The sequence below is a fragment of the Enterobacter sp. ECC-019 genome (genome assembly GCF_043974075.1).
GTDB lineage: Bacteria > Pseudomonadota > Gammaproteobacteria > Enterobacterales > Enterobacteriaceae > Enterobacter > Enterobacter asburiae_D.
Genome location: NZ_CP143759.1, coordinates 4,433,667 through 4,456,600 on the forward strand (window position 1 = coordinate 4,433,667; position 22,934 = coordinate 4,456,600).

General features: G+C 56.1%; 24 protein-coding genes. 18 read left to right on the top strand and 6 right to left on the bottom strand.

Annotated elements, in window-relative coordinates; translation table 11 throughout:
- Nucleotides 1–106: 106 nt before the first annotated feature.
- A complete protein-coding gene (locus V1566_RS20995; RefSeq protein WP_121424483.1) occupies nt 107–712 on the bottom strand; it encodes an ankyrin repeat domain-containing protein in 606 nt (201 codons plus the stop codon).
- A gap of 320 nt (nt 713–1,032) precedes the next feature.
- On the opposite strand from V1566_RS20995, the gene V1566_RS21000 reads away from it, so the two are divergent.
- The 4 genes from V1566_RS21000 (at nt 1,033) to V1566_RS21015 (ending at nt 3,098) form a co-directional block, all read left to right on the top strand.
- Complete coding sequence (locus V1566_RS21000) at nt 1,033–1,971, top strand: LysR substrate-binding domain-containing protein (RefSeq protein WP_395304525.1); 939 nt, start codon at nt 1,033–1,035, stop codon at nt 1,969–1,971.
- Between the two features lie 37 nt (nt 1,972–2,008).
- Entirely contained in the window at nt 2,009–2,308 is a 300-nt protein-coding gene (locus tag V1566_RS21005) for a helix-turn-helix transcriptional regulator (RefSeq protein WP_063144167.1), read from the top strand.
- Nucleotides 2,309–2,317: 9 nt separating this feature from the next.
- The gene (locus tag V1566_RS21010; protein ID WP_395304526.1) at nt 2,318–2,839 is read left to right on the top strand and encodes a rhodanese family protein; all 522 of its coding nucleotides are present in this window, start codon (nt 2,318–2,320) and stop codon (nt 2,837–2,839) included.
- 79 nt (nt 2,840–2,918) lie between these two features.
- Nucleotides 2,919–3,098, top strand: coding sequence for a hypothetical protein (locus tag V1566_RS21015; protein ID WP_063144169.1), 180 nt, complete (start codon nt 2,919–2,921; stop codon nt 3,096–3,098).
- 38 nt (nt 3,099–3,136) lie between these two features.
- Here the strand turns inward: V1566_RS21015 and stpA are convergent, their stop codons facing one another.
- Entirely contained in the window at nt 3,137–3,541 is a 405-nt protein-coding gene (stpA, locus tag V1566_RS21020) for a DNA-binding protein StpA (RefSeq protein ID WP_395304527.1), read from the bottom strand.
- A 494-nt stretch (nt 3,542–4,035) separates the two neighbouring features.
- Between stpA and alaE the strand changes: the two genes are divergently transcribed.
- On the top strand, nt 4,036–4,485 hold the full coding sequence (gene alaE, locus V1566_RS21025; RefSeq protein ID WP_008502567.1) for an L-alanine exporter AlaE: 450 nt from the start codon (nt 4,036–4,038) through the stop codon (nt 4,483–4,485).
- A 32-nt stretch (nt 4,486–4,517) separates the two neighbouring features.
- On the opposite strand, the gene V1566_RS21030 is transcribed toward alaE, so the two are convergent.
- The gene (locus V1566_RS21030; protein WP_023333165.1) at nt 4,518–4,862 is read right to left on the bottom strand and encodes a DUF2002 family protein; all 345 of its coding nucleotides are present in this window, start codon (nt 4,860–4,862) and stop codon (nt 4,518–4,520) included.
- A 160-nt stretch (nt 4,863–5,022) separates the two neighbouring features.
- Here V1566_RS21030 and V1566_RS21035 point away from each other — a divergent pair, with 160 nt between their 5' ends.
- The 13 genes from V1566_RS21035 to leuA all read left to right on the top strand — a co-directional run bounded on the left by V1566_RS21035 (nt 5,023) and on the right by leuA (nt 19,824).
- On the top strand, nt 5,023–5,349 hold the full coding sequence (locus V1566_RS21035; protein ID WP_023333166.1) for a DUF883 domain-containing protein: 327 nt from the start codon (nt 5,023–5,025) through the stop codon (nt 5,347–5,349).
- A gap of 251 nt (nt 5,350–5,600) precedes the next feature.
- Complete coding sequence (gene nrdH, locus V1566_RS21040; protein WP_159514764.1) at nt 5,601–5,840, top strand: glutaredoxin-like protein NrdH; 240 nt, start codon at nt 5,601–5,603, stop codon at nt 5,838–5,840.
- Nucleotides 5,837–6,247: a class Ib ribonucleoside-diphosphate reductase assembly flavoprotein NrdI gene (gene nrdI, locus V1566_RS21045; RefSeq protein WP_021241965.1), complete on the top strand. Its 411-nt coding sequence runs from the start codon at nt 5,837–5,839 to the stop codon at nt 6,245–6,247. The genes nrdH and nrdI overlap by 4 nt, the downstream gene beginning before the upstream one ends.
- Nucleotides 6,220–8,364, top strand: a complete 2,145-nt coding sequence (nrdE, locus tag V1566_RS21050; protein ID WP_395304528.1) for a class 1b ribonucleoside-diphosphate reductase subunit alpha — start codon at nt 6,220–6,222, stop codon at nt 8,362–8,364. The genes nrdI and nrdE overlap by 28 nt, the downstream gene beginning before the upstream one ends.
- 9 nt (nt 8,365–8,373) lie before the next feature.
- The gene (gene nrdF / locus V1566_RS21055) at nt 8,374–9,333 is read left to right on the top strand and encodes a class 1b ribonucleoside-diphosphate reductase subunit beta (RefSeq protein WP_213328617.1); all 960 of its coding nucleotides are present in this window, start codon (nt 8,374–8,376) and stop codon (nt 9,331–9,333) included.
- Nucleotides 9,334–9,664: 331 nt separating this feature from the next.
- On the top strand, nt 9,665–10,876 hold the full coding sequence (gene proV, locus V1566_RS21060; RefSeq protein WP_395304529.1) for a glycine betaine/L-proline ABC transporter ATP-binding protein ProV: 1,212 nt from the start codon (nt 9,665–9,667) through the stop codon (nt 10,874–10,876).
- On the top strand, nt 10,860–11,930 hold the full coding sequence (gene proW / locus V1566_RS21065; RefSeq protein ID WP_395304530.1) for a glycine betaine/L-proline ABC transporter permease ProW: 1,071 nt from the start codon (nt 10,860–10,862) through the stop codon (nt 11,928–11,930). Before proV ends, proW begins: the two co-directional genes overlap by 17 nt.
- 9 nt (nt 11,931–11,939) lie before the next feature.
- Entirely contained in the window at nt 11,940–12,935 is a 996-nt protein-coding gene (proX, locus tag V1566_RS21070) for a glycine betaine/L-proline ABC transporter substrate-binding protein ProX (RefSeq protein ID WP_193805760.1), read from the top strand.
- Nucleotides 12,936–13,110: 175 nt separating this feature from the next.
- Nucleotides 13,111–14,295 (top strand): MFS transporter, encoded by a 1,185-nt coding sequence (locus tag V1566_RS21075; protein WP_395304531.1) that lies wholly within the window; start codon nt 13,111–13,113, stop codon nt 14,293–14,295.
- A 313-nt stretch (nt 14,296–14,608) separates the two neighbouring features.
- Nucleotides 14,609–15,139 carry a transcriptional repressor MprA gene (gene mprA, locus V1566_RS21080; RefSeq protein WP_023308933.1) on the top strand — a complete coding sequence of 177 codons (531 nt, stop codon included), beginning with the start codon at nt 14,609–14,611 and terminating at the stop codon, nt 15,137–15,139.
- Nucleotides 15,140–15,265: 126 nt separating this feature from the next.
- Complete coding sequence (emrA, locus tag V1566_RS21085; protein ID WP_048979803.1) at nt 15,266–16,438, top strand: multidrug efflux MFS transporter periplasmic adaptor subunit EmrA; 1,173 nt, start codon at nt 15,266–15,268, stop codon at nt 16,436–16,438.
- 16 nt (nt 16,439–16,454) lie between these two features.
- Entirely contained in the window at nt 16,455–18,002 is a 1,548-nt protein-coding gene (emrB, locus tag V1566_RS21090; protein WP_045357562.1) for a multidrug efflux MFS transporter permease subunit EmrB, read from the top strand.
- A gap of 166 nt (nt 18,003–18,168) precedes the next feature.
- Entirely contained in the window at nt 18,169–19,824 is a 1,656-nt protein-coding gene (gene leuA / locus V1566_RS21095) for a 2-isopropylmalate synthase (RefSeq protein ID WP_395304532.1), read from the top strand.
- Here leuA and V1566_RS21100 read toward each other — a convergent pair.
- The 3 genes from V1566_RS21100 to gshA form a co-directional block, all read right to left on the bottom strand.
- On the bottom strand, nt 19,811–20,575 hold the full coding sequence (locus V1566_RS21100; RefSeq protein ID WP_395304533.1) for an AraC family transcriptional regulator: 765 nt from the start codon (nt 20,573–20,575) through the stop codon (nt 19,811–19,813). The genes leuA and V1566_RS21100 overlap by 14 nt on opposite strands.
- A 64-nt stretch (nt 20,576–20,639) precedes the next feature.
- Entirely contained in the window at nt 20,640–21,155 is a 516-nt protein-coding gene (luxS, locus tag V1566_RS21105; RefSeq protein WP_008499539.1) for an S-ribosylhomocysteine lyase, read from the bottom strand.
- Nucleotides 21,156–21,307: 152 nt separating this feature from the next.
- The gene (gene gshA, locus V1566_RS21110) at nt 21,308–22,852 is read right to left on the bottom strand and encodes a glutamate--cysteine ligase (RefSeq protein WP_395304534.1); all 1,545 of its coding nucleotides are present in this window, start codon (nt 22,850–22,852) and stop codon (nt 21,308–21,310) included.
- Between the last annotated feature and the right edge of the window lie 82 nt (nt 22,853–22,934).

Here is a 22,934-nt window from a genome sequence, read left to right on the forward strand (position 1 = left end):
ATTTTCTCCTGAAAGCGGATAAAAGGGGGCCGCCGTCGTGCAAAATGCACGTCGGTTAAAAATACTTTTGAATTAACGGCCAGCCGGGAAAGGCTGGCCGAATGCGTTATGCACCCGCCGCCAGCAGCAGGTCGGCTATTGCATCGAAACCTTTTTCCCGCGCCAGTTCGAGCGGGGTTTTGCCATATTTATCGGTCATGTGCGGGTTCGCGCCGTGATCCAGCAAGAGCTTGACGATCTCCTGCTGCTTCGCGCCGCCGTCGTTGAGCACGATCGCTTCCAGCAGCGGCGTCCAGCCGACAAAGTTGGTGTGGTTGACGTTGATATCGGTTTTTTCCAGCAGCTCGCGCACGATCTCCACGTGCCCTTTTTCACTGGCTGGCGTAATGCCCACGCCGCCAAAACGCGTCAGGCGGTCGAGATCCGGATTTGCCGGAAGAACAATGCGCAGCAGGGTAATATCGTTGGTCAGGCAGCTAATCAGGAAGGGGTTAAAGCAGGTCTGATCCTGTTTATCAATATCCGCCCCGGCGGCAATTAATAACTCCACGCAGGCATAATGTTTTTTCAGGCTGGCAATAATAACGGCGGTTCTTTTCTGTCGATTGGTGGCGTTAATATCCACGCCTTTCTCCAGGCAGGCTTTTAGCGCATCGCTATTGCCCTCTTCTGCCGCCAGCAGAAATTCAGTAACGAGTTCGTTCGCAGACATATTCAGACTCCCGATGTTTTTATTTCTGTTGACCTGAGAATAGCAACAGCCTGGTCATAAAAGAATCCGCTTAAAAATGATTCATCGACAGTCAATTCATTGTTGAGGTAAATTCAACAAACCGGTCAAAACGTGCGTCTGTGCAACCTTTTTCTTATGTTTCCCCACGTTTTAGCGCTCGAGACTGCATTATGCTTATGTCTGACGAAGCCTTACTGCGTGCGGCTTTTGGCAAATAGTCAGAACTGTGATCGGCTTCAAATGTGTTGTAACAGCGCTGTTAAAATATGTTCAAAACTGATGGCTGAAGGGAGTGAGATATGAATTCCATCTTTACCGAAGAGAACCTGCTGGCCTTTACTACCGCCGCACGCTTCGGCAGCTTCAGCAAAGCCGCCGCCGAGCTGGGCGTGACGACCTCCGCCATCAGTTACACCATTAAGCGTATGGAGACAGGGCTGGACGTGGTGCTGTTTGTCCGCAGCACGCGCAGCATTGAGCTGACCGAGCCCGGGTTTTACTTTTACCGTAAGGCCACCGACCTGCTAAACGACTTCCACGCCATCAAGCGCGGGATAGATACCATTTCGCAGGGCATCGAGGCGCGGGTGCGCATCTGTATTAATCAGCTTTTATACACGCCGCGCCACACCGCCAGGCTGCTGCAGGTGCTGAAAAAACAGTTTCCGACCTGTCAAATTACCGTCACTACCGAGGTCTACAACGGCGTCTGGGACTCCATCATCAACAACCAGGCCAATATCGCGATTGGCGCGCCGGACACGCTGCTCGACGGCGGCGGGATTGATTACACCGAGATCGGCGCCATCCGCTGGGTCTTTGCCATCGCGCCGGAACACCCGCTGGCGTTCACCCCGGAGCCGATAGCGGAAAGCCAGCTGCGCCTGTATCCCAACATCATGGTGGAAGATACCGCGCACACCATTAACAAAAAGGTCGGCTGGCTGCTGCACGGGCAGGAGGCCATTCTGGTGCCGGACTTTAACACCAAATGTCAGTGTCAGATCCTGGGCGAAGGGATAGGCTTTTTACCGGAATATATGACCCGCGAGGCGGTAGACGCGGGGCTGCTGGTTACCCGACGTATTAATAACCCGCGTCAGGACTCGCGTATGCTGCTCGCCACGCAACATGCCGCAACCGGCCAGGTCACGCGGTGGATCAAACAGCAGTTTGGCCCTGCGGGGGTGCTGACCCACATCTATAGCGATCTCCTCTGGCGCGAGGCCATAAAATAGTTTAGCATTTACTTAATTAAGGAAATGCTAAACTATTATGACCGAACTTGAACAGCTTCAGGCCAGCGCCGGGCAGGCCGCCACACTCTTAAAAGCGATGAGCAACCCGCGTCGCCTGCTGATCCTCTGCACCCTGTGCGGAGCGCCCGGCACCAGCGCGGGAGAACTGGCGCGTGCCACGGGGTTAAGTCCTTCCGCCACGTCGCAGCATCTGGCGCGCATGCGTGAGGAAGGGCTTATCGACAGCACCCGCGACGCGCAGCGCATTCTCTATTTCATTAAAAACGATGCGGTACATCAGCTGATCAGCACCCTGAAAACCCTTTATTGCCCGTAAGGAGTTGCCATGTCCCTTCCTCTTCTTTCCCCGCACCAGGCCAGTGCCCGTGTCGCTGAAGGCGCAAAACTGATTGATATTCGTGATGCCGATGAGTATGCCCGCGAGCATATTCCCGCCGCGCGGTCCGTGCCGCTGGATACCTTACCCGGCGGTCTTAACGCGCAGGCGGGGGATACGGTGATTTTCCACTGCCAGTCCGGTGCCCGGACGTCGGGGAATGCCGACCGCCTTGCTCAGGCCGCCGCGCCCGCGCAGGCCTTTGTGGTCGAGGGGGGCATTCAGGGCTGGAAGCAGGCCGGGCTGCCGACCGTCGAAGACAAATCCCAGCCGCTGCCGCTGATGCGTCAGGTGCAAATTGCCGCCGGGCTGTTGATACTCTGCGGCGTAGTCCTGGGCTATAGCGTCTCCAGCGGCTTTTTCCTGCTCAGCGGTTTTGTCGGAGCCGGGCTGCTGTTCGCCGGTGTGACGGGCTTTTGCGGCATGGCGAGACTGCTCAAGGTGATGCCCTGGAACCGGCGTACCTCATAAGCAGTAATCGGTGAAATACGCTGTACCCGGCGTCACGCGTGGGCTAAGGTGAAGATCGCTAAAACGATGAGGAGGTAATATGTTTTCTGTCGGTGATTATGTGCAACCGCGTAAAGGCGGCCCGAAACTGAAAGTGCTCGAAGTGAACGGTGACAGCATTGTGGCGGTTCAGGCCAGCAATGAGCAAGGCGAGAAATATACTCTGAAAGCCGCCGATCTGGCGCCGTATACCGAAGAAGGCGATTTCGGCGTCTGCTGAACAACCAGCCGGGCGGCTTTTTCCGCCCGGCTCACCTGTCAGATCAGAAAATCATCCAGTGATTTACCGTTTGCCAGCGCGCTGGCAATAGGCTTCGGCGTGCGGCCCTGGCCGGTCCACGTTTTCTCTTCACCGTTCTGGTCAATAAAACGATATTTTGCTTCACGCGGCTTGCGCTTTTTCGCTGGCTTACCCGCCTGCGCCAGTTCAGAGCCCAGCAGGTCAGACGGGGAAATACCATCGGCTTTCATCAGCTCCAGCAGGGCATTAATTTTTTCCTGCTGCTCAGCGCGCTGCTGCTCTAATTCCGCCAGCTCACTCCGTTTCTCTTCAGTAACGACCCTGACCTTTTCCAGCGTTTCCTCAAGAACGTCCAGGGTTAATTCACGCGCCATAGCGCGCAGAGTTCGGATATTATTAAGATTCTGTAACGTCAAAGACATATTATTTGAAAACCTTCTCTTTAGGGTAAATAGATAAATCATCAACAGAATAATTCATTTTTATAGAAATATCTACCCGCGAGGTCGTCCGGCCAGTCGCGTAAATATGTTTAAATATCACCGTTAATATTATCTTATGACGCAGAGGGGATACGCACAGATTCAATCATCACATCAATATAAATGGTCAACTTTAATCCAAATTTCAGCATCCTACGCTACGCGCAACAGGAGCAAATCCCATCTCGACACCATAAACATCAACAATATGATTTACATGAAAAAATTATCAATCGAGACAGATTATAACGAACCGAACAAAAAACAACCAACTTTAGAGAATTTTGTGGACAAAAGGCGATTAAATAAAAATTAATCACTAGTTGTTAGTTCAAACCCAGAGATATACGCTATACACGTCAAACAAACCAACCTAAAGCACTAATCGCTTCGGGAAAATCGTTTCTTTTGTGTTCTTCTCAAGGAGTTCAGACATGTTCTCACCGCAATCACGCCTTCGCCATGCCGTGGCGGATACTTTCGCGATGGTTGTCTACTGTTCCGTTGTGAACATGCTGATCGAAATATTCCTCTCCGGAATGTCCTTCGAGCAGTCACTTTCTTCCCGTCTGGTGGCGATCCCGGTCAATATTATTATTGCATGGCCTTACGGATTATACCGCGATGCGGTAATGCGTTTCGCGCGTCGTATCAGCCCCGCAGGCTGGGTGAAAAACCTGGCGGACGTTCTGGCGTATGTGACGTTCCAGTCGCCGGTTTACGTGGCTATTCTGCTGACAGTGGGTGCAGACTGGCACCAGATCGCAGCGGCCGTCAGTTCGAATATTGTGATTTCAATGCTGATGGGTGCGGTATACGGCTATTTCCTCGACTACTGCCGCCGCCTGTTTAAGGTCAGCCAGTACAGCCAGGCAAAAGCGTGATGTGAAGCGACTGGCGCACGCCAGTCGCGAATTTACTGTACGTCGCCAAACAGTCCCTTCAAAAACCGCTCCAGCGCCATGCGTGAGCTGAAGCCATGCGGAATACCATAATGCTCATGCCGTTCGCCGCCTAAATAGAGCGGGAATTGCTGATAATGATCGCAGGTTTTAATATCCGAGGCAGGCTCAGCAAATGACAGACTTCTGTCTTTCAGCGTCGGGTGAATAATGAGAGCGGTACGCCCCATTCTTGCTTCGCGATTAACATAAACATAATTCTCGCCACGGCGATATCCATACGCTTTTGATGTCACCTCATCCATGGTGAATCCCTCTTTTTCAAGAACGCGCGCCACCTCATCAGGTCGTAAATACATATCTCTTCCTCGTTATCTTTTCCTGCCCGGCAACCTTACAGTATTCAGCATTAGCAGGGCTTTCAGAATAATCCATAAACTGCCGGATAACGCGTGACGCGCTTCAGATATTAAATTTCTGAACTAAACTGAACGGGAACACAAAATTACGGAGGATCGTATGTTTAACAGACCGAACCGAAACGATATTAATGACGACGCTCAGGATATTCGTAATGATGTCAGCCAATTAGCGGACACGCTGGAAGAGGTGCTGAAGTCCTGGGGAACTGACGCGAAGGACGAAGCGGATGCCGCAAAACGTAAGGCTCAGTCTCTGCTCCGTGAAACCCGCGCGCGCTTGAACGGGCGTACGCGAACGACTCAGGCTGCCTGCGATGCGGTCAGCTGCGCAACGACCTTCGTGCGCGAAAAACCGCTCTGCACGCTGGGCACGGTCGCGGCCGTCGGTATCTTCGTGGGTGCCCTGCTTAGCCTGCGTAAATAACCCCTCGCGCTCGTTTCCCAGCCCCGGTAGCCAATGGTTGCCGGGGCTTTTCTTTGCCTTCTCGCCTGAAAAACCCGCATAGCCTGCCCTGCCCCGCTGTGCTCATCATAGGGGCAACATCAATCTAAATTTCCCATATCTTGTATGGTTGAAACTAAAGACAACTACATCTAGTATTCCTTTTAGCAAGACATACACAACCCGACGCGACGATTCGCGCCGCGCCCTTATTTTAAATGGAAATACGAATCATGAGCATTATTATTTACACTCGTAACGATTGTGTTCAGTGCCACGCCACAAAACGCGCGATGGAAAGCCGTGGCGTAGCGTTTGAGATGGTGAATATTGACCAGGTCCCCGAGGCCGCAGATACCCTGCGCAAGCAGGGTTTTCGTCAGCTTCCGGTGGTAATCGCCGGGGAGACAAGCTGGTCCGGCTTCCGCCCGGACATGATTAACCGCCTGAGCGCGCAGGCTGCCCGGGCATGAGTGGGCTGGTTTTCTTCTCCAGCAGCTCGGAAAACACGCTCCGCTTTATTGAGCGCGTCGGGCTGCCTGCGGTGCGCATTCCGCTGAACGAGCGGGAGCGGATCCGGGTAGAGGAACCGTACATTCTGGTGGTGCCCAGCTATGGCGGCGGCGGCACGGCGGGAGCAGTGCCTCGTCAGGTGATCCGCTTTCTCAATGACCCTCATAACCGCGGGCTAATCCGCGGCGTTATCGCGGCGGGGAATCGCAATTTCGGCGATGCCTTTGGCCGCGCCGGGGATGTCATCTCTCAAAAATGCGGCGTGCCGTATCTCTATCGTTTTGAGCTGATGGGGACACAGCAGGACGTCGAAAACGTGCGTAAAGGAGTGAACGAATTTTGGCAACGACAACCGCAGAACGGGTGATTCAGGCGTCACCGGATTACCACGCATTAAACGCCATGCTTAACCTCTATGACCGCGAGGGACGCATTCAGTTTGATAAAGACCGTGAGGCGGTGGACGCCTTTTTTGCTGCCCACGTGCGGCCTAACAGCGTGACGTTTGCAAGCCAGAATGAACGTCTCGACTATCTGATTAAAGAAGGCTACTACGAAGAACGCGTGCTGACCCGCTACGACCGCGCCTTTGTGGTGACGCTGTTTGAACGCGCTCATGCCAGCGGCTTTCGCTTTCAGACGTTTCTCGGCGCGTGGAAGTACTACACCAGCTACACCCTCAAGACCTTTGACGGCAAACGCTACTTAGAGAGCTTTGAAGATCGCACCGTGATGGTGGCCCTGACGCTGGCGCAGGGTGATGAAGCGTTGGCGGAGCAGCTAACCGACGAGATCCTCTCCGGACGCTTCCAGCCCGCCACGCCGACCTTTCTCAACTGCGGCAAAGCCCAGCGCGGCGAGCTGGTTTCCTGCTTCCTGCTGCGTATCGAAGACAATATGGAGTCGATTGGCCGCGCGGTGAACTCGGCGCTACAGCTTTCCAAGCGCGGCGGCGGCGTGGCGTTTCTGCTCTCTAACCTGCGTGAAGCGGGCGCGCCGATCAAGCGCATCGAAAACCAGTCCTCCGGCGTGATCCCGGTGATGAAGATGCTGGAGGATGCGTTTTCGTATGCTAACCAGCTTGGCGCACGCCAGGGCGCGGGGGCGGTTTACCTGCACGCGCACCACCCGGATATTCTGCGCTTTCTGGATACCAAGCGCGAAAACGCCGACGAAAAAATCCGCATCAAAACCCTGTCGCTCGGCGTGGTGATCCCGGATATCACCTTTAAGCTGGCCAGGGACAATGCCGACATGGCGCTCTTCTCGCCGTACGATATTGAGCGTATTTATGGCAAAGCGTTTGGCGATGTGGCCATCAGCGAGCTATACGACGAGCTGTTGGTCGACGATCGCATTCGCAAAAAAACCATCAACGCCCGCGATTTCTTCCAGCGGCTTGCGGAGATCCAGTTTGAGTCCGGCTATCCGTACATCATGTATGAAGATACGGTGAACCGCGCGAATCCGATTGCCGGGCGCATCAATATGAGCAACCTGTGCTCGGAGATTTTGCAGGTCAACAGCGCGTCAGCCTACGACGAGAACCTGGACTACGCGGACATCGGCAAGGATATCTCCTGCAACCTCGGGTCGCTGAATATTGCCCACACCATGGATTCCCCCGACTTTGGCCGCACGGTGGAGACCGCCATTCGCGGGCTAACGGCGGTATCGGACATGAGCCATATCCGCAGCGTGCCGTCTATTGAAGCGGGTAACGCCGCGTCGCACGCCATCGGGCTGGGGCAGATGAACCTGCACGGCTATCTGGCGCGGGAAGGCATCGCCTACGGCAGTCCGGAAGGGCTGGATTTCACCAACCTCTATTTCTACACCATTACCTGGCACGCGCTGCACACCTCGATGATGCTGGCGCGCGAGCGCAACCAGCGGTTCGCGGGCTTTGAGCAGTCCCGCTACGCCAGCGGGGAATATTTCAGCCAGTATCTGGAAGCCGACTGGCAGCCGCAAACCGAAAAAGTGCGCGAACTGTTTGCCCGCGCGGGGATTACCCTGCCGACGCGCGAGATGTGGCAGCAGCTGCGTGACGACGTGATGCGCTACGGCATTTATAACCAGAACCTGCAGGCCGTACCGCCGACCGGATCGATTTCCTACATCAACCACGCCACGTCGAGCATTCACCCGATCGTGTCGAAAATTGAAATTCGTAAGGAAGGCAAAACCGGGCGCGTTTACTACCCTGCCCCGTTTATGACCAATGAGAACCTGGCGCTCTATCAGGATGCGTATGAGATCGGCCCGGAAAAAATCATCGATACCTACGCGGAGGCGACAAAACACGTGGATCAGGGGCTGTCGCTGACGCTGTTCTTCCCGGACACCGCCACCACGCGGGATATCAACAGAGCGCAGATCTACGCCTGGAAGAAAGGCATCAAAACGCTCTACTACATTCGCCTGCGCCAGCTTGCGCTGGAAGGCACCGAAATCGAAGGCTGCGTGTCCTGCGCGCTGTAAGGAGAAAGGATGAAACTGTCACGCGTGAGTGCCGTTAACTGGAACAAAATCCAGGACGACAAAGACCTGGAGGTGTGGAACCGCCTGACCAGCAACTTCTGGCTGCCGGAAAAAGTCCCGCTCTCCAACGATATTCCGGCCTGGCAAACGCTCGGCCACGCCGAACAGCAGCTGACGATCCGCGTCTTTACCGGCCTGACGCTGCTGGACACCATTCAAAATACCGTCGGCGCCCCCGCGCTGATGAGCGACGCGCTAACGCCGCACGAAGAGGCGGTGATGTCGAACATCAGCTTTATGGAGGCGGTGCATGCCCGCTCCTACAGCTCGATTTTCTCCACCCTGTGCCAGACCAAAGACGTGGACGCGGCCTACACCTGGAGTGAAGAGAGCGAGTCATTACAGCGTAAGGCGGAGCTGGTGCTGGCGTATTACCGGGCAGATGAGCCGCTGAAGAAGAAGATCGCCAGCGTGTTCCTGGAATCCTTCCTCTTCTATTCCGGCTTCTGGCTGCCCATGTACTGGTCGAGCCGGGGCAAGCTCACCAACACCGCCGATTTGATTCGGCTCATCATTCGTGATGAAGCGGTGCACGGGTATTACATCGGCTATAAGTATCAGAAAGGGCTGGAGAAAGTCAGCGAGGCAAAGCGCGAGGAGCTTAAAGGCTTTGCGCTCGATTTGCTGATGGATCTGTACGACAACGAGCTGAGCTATACCGAAGAACTCTACGCCGGCACCGGCTGGGAGGACGACGTGAAGGCCTTCCTTTGCTACAACGCCAACAAGGCGCTGATGAACCTGGGTTACGACGCGCTGTTCCCGCCGGAGATGGCGGAGGTGAACCCGGCTATTCTGGCCGCGCTGTCGCCCAATGCCGACGAAAACCACGATTTCTTCTCGGGATCCGGCTCATCGTATGTGATGGGCAAAGCGGTGGAAACCGAGGATGAAGACTGGGATTTTTAATGAACGCTAACGTTCGTTAATTTAATATAAACCCAACAATTCCCTCTCTAATATTTACAAAACAACTACACTGTAATTTCCCCGTCATATTCGCCTGAATCATTCCAATTCAGGCGAAATTCCCCCATGCAGCAGCAAAAAATTGAGAAAAATTCAAACCGCCCTCAGCCCTTTATTCATGGGAAATTCAGCCGTTTCGCTTGCGTCAAAATTCCTCCCTCAGCTCGACTCAGGGTTGTCTCAGATTCTCAGTATGTTAGGGTTATGCCCGTTAACAATTTACCATGGTAATCATATCGGCATAAACAAATAACAGGACACTCTCTATTGCATGGCAATTAAATTAGAAGTGAAAAATCTTTATAAAGTATTTGGCGAGCATCCGCAGCGCGCATTCAAATATATTGAGAAAGGCCTTACGAAAGAGCAAATTCTGGAAAAAACCGGGCTATCGCTTGGCGTTAAAGACGCCAGTCTGGCCATTGAAGAAGGCGAGATTTTTGTCATCATGGGATTATCCGGTTCGGGTAAATCCACTATGGTTCGCCTTCTCAATCGCCTGATTGAACCCACCCGCGGGCAGGTACTGATTGACGGCGTCGATATCGCCAGAATATCAGACGCAGAGCTTCGCGAGGTGCGCAGAAAGAAGATCGCAATGGTGTTCCAGTCATTCGCGCTAATGCCGCACATGACGGTGCTGGATAATACCGCTTTCGGCATGGAATTAGCCGGCACGCCGGCTCAGGAACGTCAGGAAAAGGCCCTTGATGCACTGCGTCAGGTTGGGCTGGAGAATTATGCCCATGCGTACCCGGATGAGCTTTCCGGCGGTATGCGTCAGCGCGTGGGATTAGCCCGCGCATTAGCCATTAATCCAGACATATTATTAATGGACGAAGCCTTCTCCGCCCTCGATCCGTTAATTCGCACCGAGATGCAGGATGAGCTGGTAAAATTACAGGCTCAACATCAGCGAACTATTGTCTTTATTTCCCACGATCTGGATGAAGCCATGCGCATTGGCGACCGTATTGCCATTATGCAAAACGGTGAAGTGGTGCAGGTCGGCACGCCGGATGAAATTCTCAATAATCCGGCGAACGATTATGTCCGCACCTTCTTCCGCGGCGTGGATATTAGCCAGGTCTTTAGCGCCAAAGATATTGCCCGTCGAACGCCAAACGGCATTATCCGTAAAACACCAGGTTTCGGCCCGCGCTCGGCGCTGAAGCTGCTGCAGGACGAAGACCGTGAATACGGTTATCTGGTTGAACGCGGCAATAAATTTGTTGGCATTGTCTCCATCGACTCCCTGAAAACGGCTCTCACTGAGAACCAGGGGATCGATGCGGCGTTAATTGACGCTCCGCTTGCCGTGGACGCCGAAACGCCGCTCAGCGAGCTGCTCTCCCACGTGGGCCAGGCGCCGTGCGCCGTACCGGTCGTCGGTGAGGAACAACAGTACGTCGGCATCATCTCAAAACGGATGCTGCTGCAGGCTTTAGATCGCGAGGGGGCAAACAATGACCGATCAATCTAACCCGTGGGGCACCACTGAGGCAGCGGACAGCGCTGCGCAATCTGCCGATGCGTGGGGTTCCACGCCCGCTCCTGCCGATGGCGGCGGCGCGGCAGACTGGTTGAACAGCGCACCCGCGCCTGCGCCAGAACACTTCAACATCATGGATCCGTTCCATAAAACGCTGATCCCGCTGGACAGCTGGGTTACAGAGGGGATCGACTGGGTGGTCACGCACTTCCGTCCGGTCTTCCAGGGGATCCGCGTCCCGGTGGATTACATCCTGAACGGCTTCCAGCAGCTGATGCTGGGCATGCCGGCACCGGTAGCGATTATCCTGTTCTCCCTGATCGCCTGGCAGTTCGGTAGCGCAGGGATGGGGATCGCTACGCTGATTTCGCTGATTGCCATTGGAGCGATTGGCGCGTGGTCGCAGGCGATGATCACCCTGGCGCTGGTGCTGACCGCCCTGCTCTTCTGCGTTGTCATCGGCTTACCGATGGGGATCTGGCTGGCTCGCAGCCCGCGGGCGGCGAAGATTATTCGTCCGTTGCTGGATGCGATGCAGACCACCCCGGCGTTCGTCTATCTGGTGCCTATCGTGATGCTGTTCGGCATCGGTAACGTGCCGGGCGTGGTGGTGACCATTATCTTCGCCCTGCCGCCGATTATTCGTCTGACCATTCTGGGGATCAACCAGGTGCCTGCTGACCTGATCGAAGCGTCACGCTCGTTCGGCGCCAGCCCGCGTCAGATGCTGTTTAAAGTTCAGCTCCCGCTGGCGATGCCGACCATCATGGCGGGCGTTAACCAGACGCTGATGCTGGCCCTGTCGATGGTGGTGATCGCCTCGATGATTGCCGTTGGCGGTCTGGGTCAGATGGTGCTGCGCGGCATTGGCCGTCTCGATATGGGGCTGGCTACCGTCGGGGGCGTCGGCATTGTGATCCTCGCCATTATTCTTGACCGCCTGACCCAGGCCGTCGGTCGTGATTCACGCAGTCGCGGCAACCGTCGCTGGTATACCACCGGCCCTGTCGGGTTACTCACCCGCCCTTTCACAAAATCAAAATAAGGAACAACGATGCGACATAACGTACTTTTTGCTACCGCGTTTGCCACCCTTGTCTCCACCAGCGCGTTTGCGGCAGACCTGCCGGGCAAAGGCATTACCGTGCAGCCGGTGCAGAGCACCATATCGGAAGAGAGCTTCCAGACTCTGATCGTCAGCCGCGCGCTGGAGAAGCTGGGCTATACGGTCAACACGCCGAGCGAAGTGGATTACAACGTGGGCTACACGTCGATTGCCTCCGGTGACGCCACCTTTACCGCGGTGAACTGGCAGCCGCTGCACGACGATATGTATGCCGCCGCCGGTGGCGACAAGAAATTCTACCGAGAAGGCACCTTCGTGACGGGTGCGGCGCAGGGTTATCTGATCGACAAGAAAACCGCCGATAAGTACCACATCACCAACATTGAACAGCTGAAAGATCCGAAGATCGCCAAACTGTTCGACACCAACGGCGACGGCAAGGCCGACATGATGGGCTGCTCGCCGGGCTGGGGCTGTGAAGCGGTGATTAACCACCAGAACAAAGCGTTCGATCTGGCGAAAACGGTCGACGTGAGCCACGGCAACTATTCAGCGATGATGGCCGACACCATTGCCCGCTTCAAAGAGGGGAAACCGGTGATCTACTACACCTGGACGCCGTACTGGGTGAGCGACGTGCTGAAGCCGGGTAAAGACGTGGTGTGGCTGCAGGTGCCGTTCTCTTCTCTGCCGGGCGAGCAGAAAGATATCGACACCAAACTGCCGAACGGCATGAACTACGGCTTCCCGGTGAATACCATGCATATCGTGGCCAACAAAGCCTGGGCGGAGAAAAACCCGGCGGCGGCGAAGCTGTTCTCGGTGATGAAGCTGCCGCTGGCGGACATCAATGCCCAGAACGCAATGATGCATGCGGGCAAATCGTCTGAAGCGGATGTGAAAGGCCACGTAGACGGCTGGATCAAAGCCCACCAGCAGCAGTTTGACGGCTGGGTGAAAGAGGCGCTTGCGGCGCAGAAGTAAAACATTTTCCCTCCCCCTAACCCTCTCCCCTGGGAGAGGGCCGGGGTGAGGGGGCACCAGACCGCACCCAACCTAAACCGCACAATACATCACCCAACAATCCCCCAACATTCACAATCATTAGCTATTATGGTTTCCGGAAAAATAATCACTTAACTAACGATTCCTGAAACTAATGACAAAAGCAACTCAAGGGCTTAGCCCCGCACTTATCCTTTTAATGTCCGTGGCAACGGGTCTGGCAGTCGCCAGCAACTATTACGCGCAACCTCTTCTCGACACCATCGCCCGCGCGTTCAATCTCTCCGCCAGCTCCGCAGGCTTTATCGTTACCGCCGCTCAGCTTGGCTATGCCGCCGGGCTGCTGTTCCTGGTGCCGCTCGGCGATATGTTTGAACGCCGAATGCTGATCGTCTCCATGACCCTGCTGGCCGCCGGTGGGATGCTGATCACCGCCAGCAGCCAGTCGCTGACGATGATGATCGTCGGTACCGCGCTAACGGGGCTGTTCTCCGTGGTGGCGCAAATTCTGGTTCCGCTCGCCGCGACCCTCGCCTCCCCGGAAAAACGCGGCAAGGTGGTGGGCACCATCATGAGCGGCCTGCTGCTGGGGATTTTGCTGGCGCGTACCGTTGCGGGGCTTCTGGCAAGCCTCGGTGGCTGGCGCACCGTTTACTGGGTGGCAAGTGTATTGATGGTTGTTATGGCCCTGGCGCTGTGGCGCGGCCTGCCGAAGGTGAAGCAGGAAAACCACCTGAACTATCCGCAGCTTCTGGCCTCCGTGTTCAGCCTGTTCACGCAGGATAAGCTTCTGCGCACCCGCGCGCTGCTGGGTTGTTTCACCTTCGCTAACTTCAGCATCCTGTGGACATCGATGGCGTTTCTCCTTGCCGCCCCGCCGTTCAATTATTCCGAAGGGGTGATTGGCCTGTTCGGTCTGGCTGGCGCCGCTGGCGCACTGGGCGCGCGTCCCGCAGGCGGGCTGGCCGACAAGGGCAAATCCCACCTGACCACCTCCGCAGGGCTGGTTTTACTTTTGCTCTCCTGGGCAGCGATCTGGTACGGACACATCTCGGTGCTGGCGCTGATCGTCGGTATCCTGGTGCTCGATCTCACCGTACAGGGCGTTCACATTACCAATCAGACTGTCATCTATCGCGTGAAGCCAGAGGCGCGTAACCGCCTGACAGCCGGATACATGACCAGCTACTTCATTGGCGGCGCTGCGGGTTCGCTAATTTCAGCGTCGGCGTGGCAGCATGCAGGCTGGTCGGGGGTATGTGTGATTGGAGCCATCGTCGCCACCCTTAACCTGCTAGTATGGTGGCGCGGCTACCATCGTCATGATGCAATTCACTAAGTTTTACATTGCGTTGGCCTCTTAGGGTGTTAAGAGGCCCTTCACTCTGTTAATGTAAACGCAATCATTTATCCCAGAAATTTTAATGTGGGTGACATATTTACAATCGGCATGAATAGTTCAGACCCCCGTCCTCACATCCTCTCTTCAGCGGGTTCACACCCTACGCTTTCTGTGCTCACCGGGTCACGGACTTACCCGGCGCTTTCTGATGGTGACATAAGTTTGGCGGATATAACCGCACAAATAATTCATTTACATTATTTGTCACTATCGTTACTATATCGGCTGTAATTAATGAGGTTATGCCCAAATGGATAGTTCGTTTACGCCCATTGAACAAATGCTTAAATTCCGCGCCAGTCGCCATGAGGACTTCCCGTATCAGGAAATCCTGCTGACCCGCTTGTGCATGCACATGCAGGGTAAGCTGCTGGAAAACCGTAATAAAATGCTGAAAGCTCAAGGGATTAACGAGACGTTGTTTATGGCGTTGATTACGCTGGAGTCTCAGGAAAATCACAGCATTCAGCCTTCCGAACTGAGCTGCGCGCTGGGCTCCTCCCGTACCAATGCGACCCGTATTGCCGATGAACTCGAGAAGCGTGGCTGGATTGAGCGCCGTGAAAGCGATAACGATCGCCGCTGCCTGCATCTGCAACTGACCGATAAAGGTCACCAGTTCCTGCGCGAGGTGCTGCCACCTCAGCACAATTGCCTGCACAAACTCTGGTCTGCCCTCAGCACCGCCGAGCGCGACCAGCTTGAGCACATTACTCGCAAGCTGCTCACCCGTCTGGACCAGATGGATGAAGACGGCGCCGTTCTTGAGGCGCTGCGCTAACGCGACGACACGCTCACCATTCCAGATTCATAAGAAAACCGACAGGCCAGCACGTCACACTGCTGGCCTTTCTGACAACAGGTCGGCTCAGCCGATGTGAAAATAAGAAGATCGTGGAGAACTACAATGAGCGCAAATGCGGAGAGCACTACCCCGCAGCAACCGGCCAACAAGAAAGGCAAACGTAAGAGCGCCCTTCTTCTGTTGACCTTGCTCTTTATCATTATTGCCGTGGCATATGGGATCTATTGGTTTTTAGTACTGCGTCATGCTGAAGAAACTGACGACGCGTATGTGGCAGGGAACCAGGTACAAATTATGGCGCAGGTGTCGGGCAGCGTGACGAAAGTCTGGGCTGACAATACCGACTTTGTGCAAAAAGGCGATGTGTTGGTGACCCTCGATCCAACCGACGCCCAGCAGGCGTTTGAAAAAGCACAGACCGCGCTGGCCTCCAGCGTCCGTCAGACCCGCCAGCTGATGATCAACAGCAAACAGCTGCAGGCCAACATCGACGTGCAGAAAACGGCGCTGGCGCAGGCGCAGAGCGACCTGAACCGCCGCGTTCCGCTCGGCACGGCTAACCTGATTGGCCGTGAAGAGCTGCAGCACGCCCGCGATGCCGTTGCCAGCGCTCAGGCACAGCTGGACGTGGCTATTCAACAGTACAACGCCAACCAGGCGATGGTGCTGGGCACCAGCCTGGAAAACCAGCCCGCCGTACAGCAGTCGGCAACCGAAGTGCGCAACGCGTGGCTTGCCCTGCAGCGTACCAAAATCGTCAGCCCGATGACCGGCTACGTCTCCCGTCGTTCCGTCCAGCCAGGAGCGCAGATTAGCCCAACCACGCCGCTGATGGCGGTCGTGCCGGCAGACAATCTGTGGGTAGACGCCAACTTTAAAGAGACGCAGCTTGCCCATATGCGTATCGGCCAGACCGCGACGGTTGTCAGCGACATCTACGGCGACGACGTGAAGTACACCGGTAAAGTCGTCGGCCTGGATATGGGGACCGGCAGCGCCTTCTCCCTGTTGCCTGCGCAAAACGCCACCGGTAACTGGATCAAAGTGGTTCAGCGTCTGCCTGTGCGTATTGAGCTGGATGCCAAACAGCTGGCGGATCACCCGCTGCGTATCGGCCTCTCTACGCTGGTGACGGTCGACACCGCCAACCGCGACGGTCAGATCCTGGCAAGCCAGGTTCGCAGCAGCCCGGCTTATGAAAGTAACGCCCGTGAAATTAGCCTCGATCCGGTCAACAAGCTGATCGATGACATCGTGAAGGCAAACGCCGGTTAATCCGAAGGTGAGCGTTATGCAACAGCAAAAGCCGCAAAAACCGCTGGAAGGCGCGCAGCTGGTCATTATGACCATCGCGCTGTCTCTGGCGACATTCATGCAGGTGCTGGACTCCACCATCGCAAACGTGGCGATCCCGACCATCGCCGGTAACCTTGGCTCGTCGCTGAGCCAGGGGACCTGGGTCATTACCTCGTTTGGGGTGGCAAACGCCATCTCCATTCCGATTACCGGCTGGCTGGCAAAGCGCGTCGGTGAAGTGAAGCTATTCCTCTGGTCGACGGTATTGTTCGTTCTTGCCTCCTGGGCGTGCGGCATGTCCAGCAGCCTGACAATGCTGATCTTCTTCCGCGTTATTCAGGGGATTGTCGCCGGGCCGCTGATTCCGCTGTCGCAGAGTTTACTGCTGAACAACTACCCGCCCGCCAAGCGCTCCATCGCGCTGGCGCTGTGGTCGATGACCGTGATTGTCGCGCCGATTTGCGGGCCTATCTTAGGCGGCTATATCAGCGACAACTATCACTGGGGCTGGATCTTCTTCATCAACGTACCGATTGGCGCCATCGTGGTAATGCTGACGCTCCAGTCGCTGCGCGGCAGAGAAACCCGGACGGAACAGCGGCGTATCGACGCCATTGGCCTGGCACTGCTGGTTGTCGGCATCGGTAGCCTGCAGGTCATGCTCGACCAGGGCAAAGAGCTGGACTGGTTCAACTCCCGGGAGATCATCATCCTGACGATTGTCGCGGTGGTGTCGCTGAGCTTCCTGATTGTCTGGGAGTTGACGGACGATAACCCGATAGTCGACCTGTCGCTGTTTAAGTCGCGAAACTTCACCATAGGCTGTCTGTGTATCAGCCTCGCCTACATGCTCTACTTCGGCGCGATTGTACTGCTGCCGCAGCTGTTGCAGGAGGTATACGGTTACACCGCAACCTGGGCAGGTTTAGCCTCGGCGCCGGTTGGATTGATTCCGGTTCTGCTGTCGCCGATTATTGGCCGCTTCGCCCACAAGCTCGACATGCGCAGGCTGGTGACGTTCAGCTTTATCATGTACGCCGTGTGCTTCTACTGGCGCGCGTATACGTTCGAACCGGGAATGGACTTTGGCGCGTCCGCGTGGCCGCAGTTTATTCAGGGCTTTGCCGTGGCGTGTTTCTTTATGCCACTGACCACCATCACGCTTTCCGGTTTACCGCCTGAGCGCATGGCGGCGGCATCGAGCCTGTCGAACTTTACGCGAACGCTGGCGGGCTCGATTGGTACGTCGATCACCACCACCCTGTGGACGAACCGTGAATCGATGCACCATGCGCAGCTGACCGAAGCGGTGAATCCGTTCAACCCTAACTCCCGGGAGATGTACAACCAGCTTCAGGGAATGGGTATGACGGAGCAGCAGGCGTCAGGGTGGATTGCCCAGCAGATCACCAACCAGGGGTTGATTATCTCGGCCAACGAGATTTTCTGGATATCGGCAGGGATCTTTATCGTCCTGCTGGGGCTGGTGTGGTTTGCTAAACCGCCGTTTGGCGCCGGTAGCGGCGGCGGTGGCGCGCACTAGTTCTGTGCACGGGTTGCCGGGTGGCGGCTACGCCTTACCCGGCCTACGCTTACCGGGCCACCATCCGTAGGCCCGGTTGTCCAGAACGCGATAGCCATTGTCAGTTCCGATAAAGCAGCGCGCCTGAAATCAATTCACGATAGTGAAAAGACAACAGGAGCGCATCATGCTGAACACACCCGCCGACAAGTACCAACCCTATCCGACCCTTTCCCTGCCCGACCGCCGCTGGCCGGAGCAACGCATCACCCGCGCGCCGCGCTGGCTCTCAACCGACCTGCGCGACGGCAACCAGGCCCTTGCCGAGCCGATGGACAGCACGCGAAAGCTGCAGTTCTGGGACCTGCTGCTGGGCTGCGGATTCAAAGAGATCGAGGTCGCTTTTCCTTCCGCCTCGCAGACGGATTTCAACTTTGTTCGCCAGCTGATTGAAGAAAACCGCATCCCGGATGACGTCACGATTCAGGTGTTAACCCAGGCGCGGGAAGATCTCATTCATCGCACTTTCGAATCCCTGCGCGGTGCGAAACAGGCCACCGTCCATCTCTACAACGCCACCGCCCCGCTTTTCCGCCGCCTGGTATTCGGCATGGAGAAAGCGCAGGTCGTCGAGCTGGCGACGCGCTCCACGCGGCTTATTCGTCAGCTGTGTGAAGAGAACCCGGACACCCGCTGGCAGTATGAGTATTCCCCGGAAACCTTCTGCTTTACCGAACCGGAATTTGCGCTGGAGATTTGTGAAGCCGTGGCGGAGATCTGGCAGCCGTGCGACGAACGGCCGATGGTGATCAACTTACCGGCCACCGTCGAAGTGAGCACACCAAACGTCTATGCCGATCAGATCGAGTATTTCTGCCGCCACTTCAGCCGCCGCCGCGACGTCTGCATTAGCGTCCACCCGCATAACGACCGCGGTACCGGCGTCGCCAGCGCCGAGCTGGCCGTGATGGCGGGCGCAGACCGCGTGGAGGGCTGCCTGTTTGGCAACGGGGAGCGCACGGGCAACGTCTGCCTGGTGACGCTGGCAATGAATCTCTACAGCCAGGGCGTCAGCCCGAATCTGGACTTTAGCGATATGAACCGGGTGGTGGAAGTGGTGGAGGCCTGCAACCAGCTGCCGGTGCATCCGCGCCATCCGTGGGCGGGTCGGCTGGCCTATACCGCCTTCTCCGGCTCGCACCAGGACGCGATCAAAAAAGGCTTTGATGCCCGCAGGCCGGGCGAGCGCTGGGAGATGCCCTATCTGCCCGTCGATCCGCAGGATATCGGCTGCACCTACGAAGCGGTGATCCGCGTAAACAGCCAGTCAGGGAAAAGCGGCAGCGCGTGGCTCATCGAACAGAATCATGGTCTGAAATTACCCCGCGCCCTGCAGCAGGATTTCAGCCAGCACGTGCAGCAGGAAACCGATCGCCACGGAAAAGAGATGACGCAGAATGCGCTGTGGCAGCTGTTCCGCACCCGCTACGGCCTGGTAGCCACCCCGCAGTTTGCGCTGCAATCCTACCGCAGTGACAGCCAGCAGGACGGCCAGCTGCGTTTGACGGCAAGCATCTATACGCAGGGGGGAACGCGTCAGTTGGAAGGCCAGGGTAACGGTCTGCTCTCCGCCGCCGCTCAGGGCTTAAGCCGCTGGGTCAACGCCCCGTTCGTGATTAAGGATTATCACGAGCATACGTTAGGCGAACGCAGCGACAGCCGCTCGGTGGCCTACATCCGCTGCCTGTTTCAGGACGGCAGCAGCCGCTGGGGCGTGGGCATTGACAGCGACGTGGCGCGCGCGTCGCTTCAGGCGCTGCTTAACGCCGTCAGTCGTTCTTAAAGTAATCGCTGGGGGAGACGCCCATCACCCGGCGAAACATCGCCGTAAAGGCGCTGTGGCTGCCGTAACCCAGCTCCAGCGCCACGCGCAATACCGGCTGGCCCTGTGCCAGCCGGACTAAGGCTTCCAGCAGGCGCGCCCTTCTCAACCACTCGCCGTAGCTTAATCCCGTCTGCTGCTGAAAATGGCGATTCAGGGTGCGCTCGCTCATGTTCATCATGCTCGCGGCCTGCCCGCTGCTCCAGCTTTCCCCCGCGTTTTGCCGAATTTGCAGACACAGGTGACGTAACGCCTCACTTTCCGGCTCCGGCAGATGAAACGGCAGCACAGGCATAGTGCGGATTTCATCGAGAATGAGCTCATAGACGCGCTCATCCCGGCTTCCGGGTGAGTACGATTCAGGTAAAGCAAGGGAGACGAGGATCAGCTCGCGCAACAGCGGCGCGATCTGCACGATCTGGCAGGTGGCGGGCAGATCGGCCCGCGCCAGCGGATCGATAAACAGCGTTCGCGCCGCCACATTGCCGGTGATGCGAAGCGAGTGCTGTGTCCCCGCCGGCAGCCAGACGCCGCGACCGGGAGGAACTACCCAGCAGCCCGATGCGGTATCTACCCGTACCACGCCGCTCAGGGTGTGCAACAGCTGCGCACAGTCGTGCTCATGCCACGGCTCGCTGTCGCCATGAACGTAATCATGGGCAAACGGAACGAGGGGACGATGGGTAAAGGAGAAGGTTGAGGTTGTGGTCAAAGGAGGCACCAACACAATGTAGGCCCGGTAAGCGAAGCGCCACCGGGCATCCACAGGCACAATACTAGATGTGCAGTTCCTGCAGTTTTTCTTTTGGCAGGGCCAGCTCTTCGTTGCTGTTCACGCGAACATCACGCTCGATGATGTGACGCGCGATTTCCTGCGCTTCTTCCAGAGAGTGCATCTGGTAAGTGCCGCACTGGTAAACGTTCAGCTCAGGGATCTGGTTTTGTTCTTTCACCTTCAGCACGTCTTCCATCGCCGCTTTCCACGCATCTGCGACGCGTTTCTCTTCTGGCTGGCCAATCAGGCTCATGTAGAAACCGGTACGGCAGCCCATCGGGGAGATATCGATAATCTCAACGCCATTGCCGTTCAGATGGTCACGCATGAAACCGGCGAACAGGTGCTCCAGGGTATGAATGCCTTTCTCCGGCATCACTTCTTTATTTGGCACGCAGAAACGCAGATCGAAGACGGTGATCGTGTCGCCGTGCGGGGTGTGCATGGTCTTCGCCACGCGAACTGCAGGTGCTTCCATACGGGTATGGTCGACAGTAAAGCTATCTAATAACGGCATACGTCACCTCCGATAGTGATTTTTTTAAAATAAACTGAACTCTTCTACAGAATGCGCGTCTGAGTATATGAAAGACGCGCATTTGTTATCATCATCCCTGAATTCAGAGATGTATATTTTGGCCACAGCGATGTGGCCTTTTTCTTTTCTGCTTAAGCCTGCTTCGCCAGAAACGCCTCAAACGACTCGGTATCCGCCGCTTCAACCTCTTTCTGACGCATAACGGACGCGTCACGTTCCGCTACAAAATCCGCTTCGCTCAGCACTTCTAACGGCTCCTGCATCAGCATCTCACGGTACTCCGCTGAGAGTGAACGCCCGGTGCCGCCAATGCCCTGATCGATCATAGAACGCAGAATGCGTGCTGAGAACGTCAGTTCCGGATTATCAAAACTTTCCACCAGCTGATCGCAGATCTGTTGATACGCGTCGCCGCCGTCGATGCTGTCCATTGTCCGGGCAACACGCTTCAGGTCACGGAATAGATCTTTGCCGACTTTGGTCAGCGGGAACTGTGCCGTTTCACAGCCGATACCCAGCGTCAGACCCGGTTTACGCCCTTCCAGAATCACGCGGTTCCAGTTTGTGCGGGTGCAGAGCAGTTCGTCTGAACTCATTTCCGGCGCATCCGCCAGCACGCACCAGACCATAAACAGATCCAGGAAGCGAATCTGCTGTTCATCAACGCCAATCGGTGAGAACGGGTTGATATCCAGCGAGCGTACTTCAATGTATTCAATCCCGCCGCGCTGAAGCGCATCCGACGGGGTTTCACCGCTACGCGTTACGCGCTTAGGACGAATAGGCGCATACAGCTCGTTTTCAATCTGCAGCACATTGCTGTTGATTTGCAGGCGCTTACCGTCTTTTTCGAGGCCGATTTTCTCGTACTCTTCCGACGGGGTTTTGATCGCCCGCTTCAATCCTGCCACATATTCGTGCAATTCGTTAAACGTAATACCGAGATTGCTTTGCGATTTATTGGTATAACCGAGATCGCTCAGGCGCAGAGAGGTGGCGTACGGAAGATAGTACATTCCGCACTCGGTCTTCTCGAACGGCAGCGTGGTCGGTTTCCCCTGCAGGAACGAAGAACAAATCGCCGGGGAGGCACCAAACAGATACGGGATCACCCAGCCGAAACGGTAATAGTTGCGGATCAGGCGGAAATAGCCTTCAGAGATCGCGTCTTTATCCGTTTCACCGCATTTCGCCTGCCAGAACGCCATTGGCAGCGAGAAGTTGTAATGCACGCCCGAGATCGTCTGCATCAACGCGCCGTAGCGGTTTTTCAGCCCTTCGCGATAGAGCGTTTTTAGCCGTCCGATATTTGACGTGCCGTACTGCGCCAGCTCAATCTCCTGGCCCTGCTCGATATAGCACGGCATGCTGAGGGGCCACATACGTTCGTCGCCCATGTTGCGCGCGGTGTAGCGATGGATATCGCGCATAATCGTCAGCATATGATCAATATCACCCTCTACTGGCGTGATGAACTCCAGCAGTGCTTCAGCGAAATCGGTTGTGATCCATTTATGTGTCAGCGCCGAGCCTAACGCCTTCGGGTGACCCGTCGTCGCTAAGCTACCGTCCGCGTTAACGCGCAGCGTTTCACGCTCAAGACCACGCTGAATACCCTTCAATGCCTGAGGGTGGTTTTCCAGCCAGGCCAGCGCCTGAGATACGTCCGGGATCAAATTGACCTCCCGCCTGTCAAAGTAATGTTACTCAGCATAATTGTAATGGTTGACGATTGAAGGTCGCGTATTCATTCCACCA